Annotated in this window: 3 protein-coding genes; all 3 read right to left on the bottom strand. The window is 62.3% G+C overall.

Annotation, left to right across the window (positions count from 1 at the left end):
* Window positions 1–303 (bottom strand): response regulator (locus ACMO6A_RS12405; protein WP_418471344.1); only part of this gene is annotated, 303 nt, incomplete at its 3' end.
* A 117-nt stretch (window positions 304–420) separates the two neighbouring features.
* Window positions 421–906 carry a universal stress protein gene (locus ACMO6A_RS12400; protein ID WP_009305365.1) on the bottom strand — a complete coding sequence of 162 codons (486 nt, stop codon included), beginning with the start codon at window positions 904–906 and terminating at the stop codon, window positions 421–423.
* Between the two features lie 110 nt (window positions 907–1,016).
* Window positions 1,017–1,874, bottom strand: an 858-nt coding sequence (locus tag ACMO6A_RS12395; protein WP_418471343.1) for a hypothetical protein, incomplete at its 5' end; no start/stop codon positions are given.

The following is a 1,874-nucleotide window of genomic DNA, read 5'->3' as shown; positions in this document are numbered from 1 at the left end:
GCCCTCCAGCGCGTCGACGTCCTCGACGCGTGCGGTGAGAAACAGGATAGGGCAGGTGAGATGCTCGCGTAGGCGGCGGCACACGGCGTAGCCGTCCATAAGCGGCATGCCCACGTCCAGCACGATGAGGTCGGGGCTCTGTTCGGCGCGTTTGAGCGCGGTTGCCCCGTCTTCGGCGGTGAGCACGCGGTAGCCTAAACCCGTGAAGTACTCGTCCAAAAGCGCGACGATTTCCGGCTCGTCGTCGACCACCAGCAGCGTGGCCTCGCCGTTCCGCTCGATGGCCGCTTTCTGTTCGCTCACGTTCTTCTCGCTCCTCCGCATTCGTCTTGCCGCGCATATACGGAGGAGCATAGCACGAGAATGTCAAGAAACCATCAACAGCCCCTGGGCGCCGCTCGCTCGGGATGACAGCTCGTCCTACTCGTTCGTGCCTTCCTTGACGATGAGCACCGGAACGTCGGCGTTGCGCAGCACGTAGCTGCTGACGCTGCCCAAAATGCCGCGCAACGCGCCCAGACCCCGCGAGCCCATGACGATGAGGTCGCACAAGTTGTCGATGGCGTACGTCACGATTTGCCCGCCCGGCTGCGTTTCCTGCAAAAGCTCGATGTACACTTTGTTCATGAGGCCGCTCAGCAGCGGGTCTATTTCGCGATGCAGCGCCTTGCTGGCTTCCTCGGTGACCTCCTCGTAGGTTTTCTGAAGCATCGCCGACGAGGCGACGGTCTGTTCGTCGCGCCCTTCGGCTTCCAGCTTGTCGATGGCAAGCTGATCGGTGTCAATGATCTGGACGATGCGAAGGGTCAGTCCGGGGTCGTCCTTCGCGAACCGCACCGCTTCCGCAAGGGCTGCTTTGGACGAAGCCGATCCGTCGTAGGGGATCATAATATTGTCGTACAGCATGGTGCATCCTCTCTCGCGAAGGTTGCTCGATACGCCCAGTATACCAGCGTCGTGCGGGCGAACGCGGCGGGGATCGGCTCCGCGAGGCACGCAAAGGGGGCGTCCGGTCCCTACGCCGAAGCGGGGGAAACGAATTCGTAGCTTGTTTGGGACTCCATCTCGTCCAAAAGAGGTTCGCCGCCCTTGACGAAGCGGATACGCGCGGGTACGGAAGGGCTTTCGTGAATCGTGCGATCCATCAGACCCTGGGCGGGTGCTTGCAGCTTGTGCCCGCGATCGTCAAGCACCTCCACCCGCAGGCTCATATCGCCCTGCCGCACTTCCGCCATCGTGGGCGTATGCTCCACGATGCGCACGCCCCGGTACGTGGCGAAGCGGTATTCCGTCTCGCCGAGCGCGACTATGCCGATACAGCCGGTGAAGCGGATCGGACCCAGCGGTATTTCGGCGATGGCCAGCATGACGGAGGCGTCTTGTCGAACGTCGAGGCACTGCATCCAGAAATAGCTGCGGGGAAACGTGTGGCCGCGGTCGCCTTCCATATAGCCGATGCCGTTGCGAATATCTAGCGCGTCACCGTTGAGGCGGATCGATCCGGTCACCTGGTGCCGCATGCTGAACACGGTATGCTTCGTTTCCATGGGCACGTAGGCGAACGGCCCCATGATGTCCGAGCGCAGCGGCAGCAGATGATCGTAGCGAACGCTTCCTACCAACTCGAAATCCGGTTCGTCGATGCGCAGCTGCATTCCGTACGGCGTGAACAAGCTGTCGCCGATTCGCATGCTGCCGTCGGTGCGGTCGAACGCCTCCAGGGGGTACGGCAAGAAGCGCGAGCCGCGGTTGGAGACCACCTGGATGAATGCGGAGTCCTGCGCGCGCCCCGGTATCACGGCCAGCACGTCTTCGCCTTGCTGCTGTTTCATGTACCAGCCTTCGTAGTAAGGTTTCATGGCGCGCTCCTCCGG

The organism is Eggerthella sp., from assembly GCF_048329335.1.
GTDB lineage: Bacteria > Actinomycetota > Coriobacteriia > Coriobacteriales > Eggerthellaceae > Eggerthella > Eggerthella lenta.
The sequence above is the reverse complement of the archived record's forward strand: the minus strand, read 5'-3'. Positions and strand labels throughout refer to the sequence as shown.